Source organism: Gardnerella sp. CCPDSM (assembly GCF_056754715.1).
In genome coordinates this window covers 1-1565 of the sequence record NZ_JBQEQO010000025.1, presented here as the reverse complement: position 1 = coordinate 1565, position 1565 = coordinate 1, and the positions used below count along the sequence as shown (strand labels likewise).

The following is a 1565-nucleotide window of genomic DNA, read 5'->3' as shown; positions in this document are numbered from 1 at the left end:
AAACAATATTCCTACACTGGCACAGAAGCACACTGTAAAGAATGCGGTTCTTACGTATATGTACCAGAAATTATTGACGCGAATCTTCGAGCATTGTATGACGAGTATCGTAAGGAAAACAATATTATTCCTCTTGATGAAATCAACGAAATACCTGCTAAATACTCAATAGGTAAACGACCACTTTCGCTGCTACTCGGCTGGGGCGAGCAAACATTTTCTAGATTTGCAGATGGAGATATTCCTTCAAAACAATATTCTGACATTTTACAACAAATTTATAACGATCCGGAATATTACTTGCACTTGTTAATCAGCAATAAGAACAATCTGAAATCCGCGCTTAGCTACGAAAAAAGCTACAAGGCAACTCAAAAACTAATAAACGAATCACAAAATAACTCTGCAAACAGTAACTTTGATAGCAATAAGTCAAGCAACAAAATAAACGATGTAATACAATACTTGCTCGTAAAATGTGAGGACATTACTCCCCTTGCTTTGCAAAAATCATTGTACTACATACAAGGTTTTCACTTTGCCTTCTATAAGTCGTTCTTATTTACCGATGATTGTCAAGCATGGGTTCATGGACCTGTGTATAAAGACGTCTATTTGCGCTATAAAGACTACACTTTTTCACCAATCGATTCACCAACAACAGAAATATCAGGAATTAAATCATCAATATCAGGAATTAAATCATCAGAAAAATTAGCTGATTACGAATACGCTCAAAAAAGCGACATCACAAGACTTACAGCAGAATTAACAACCACACTATCTGCTACCGAAAAAGCAGTATGCGATAGCGTGATTGAAAATCTTTGCTGCTACAGCGGTAAAGAACTCGAACGATTCACACACAACGAAAAACCATGGGTGCTAACACGAGGAAATCTGAATGAAAACGAATCATCAAATAAAATAATCAGTAAAAACATTATTGGTGATTATTTTAGCGAAATAAAAACAAAATTTAACATGATAAATCCCAACGACATTAGCCAGTACGCACAATACATGTTTTCAAGCAAGTAACACGCTAAATAAAAATTTTCCCCTGCTGACATGAACACAACAGGGGAAAATTACTAGCATTTGTGTAAAACATTCACAACACAAAGTCTAGTTTCTACGCTTGCGATTTGCAGCAAATGATTCAGCAAGTCCGGCAAGACCTGCGAAAAGCGAGGCAATCGCGGAAGCGAGAATTGGCGTTGCAGTTGAGCCGGTTTTAGGAAGATGCTTAGCAGCGTGCTTAGGTTGTTGTTCCGGCTGCTTTGGCTGAGAAGGAGCTGGTGCAGGTTCCGGCTCTGCTTCAGCAGGCGGCAGAATCGGAGCTGGAGCAACAGGAACCGGAAAATCAGGAACAGGAGCTGGCTCTGGCTCTTGATCCGGAGTCAAATCTATATCCGGAATATCATCCCAATCAATATCCGGCTCCGGTTCCGGCGTTGGAGTTGGCTCTGGTTCAGGCTCCGGCGTAGGAGCTGGCGGATTAGATATATACGAACTATGCACAGAAATATTGCCACTCACAGGAGTATCACCAGTGAACTTAG

Annotated in this window: 2 protein-coding genes; one reads left to right on the top strand and one right to left on the bottom strand. The window is 40.1% G+C overall.

The window, feature by feature from the left end; translation table 11 throughout:
* Positions 1-1041, top strand: a 1041-nt coding sequence (locus tag ACTJLE_RS06260) for a type II toxin-antitoxin system antitoxin SocA domain-containing protein (protein WP_481267882.1), incomplete at its 5' end; no start/stop codon positions are given.
* An 87-nt stretch (positions 1042-1128) separates the two neighbouring features.
* On the opposite strand, the gene ACTJLE_RS06255 is transcribed toward ACTJLE_RS06260, so the two are convergent.
* On the bottom strand, positions 1129-1565 hold a 437-nt coding region (locus ACTJLE_RS06255), incomplete at its 5' end, for an LPXTG cell wall anchor domain-containing protein (RefSeq protein ID WP_481267881.1).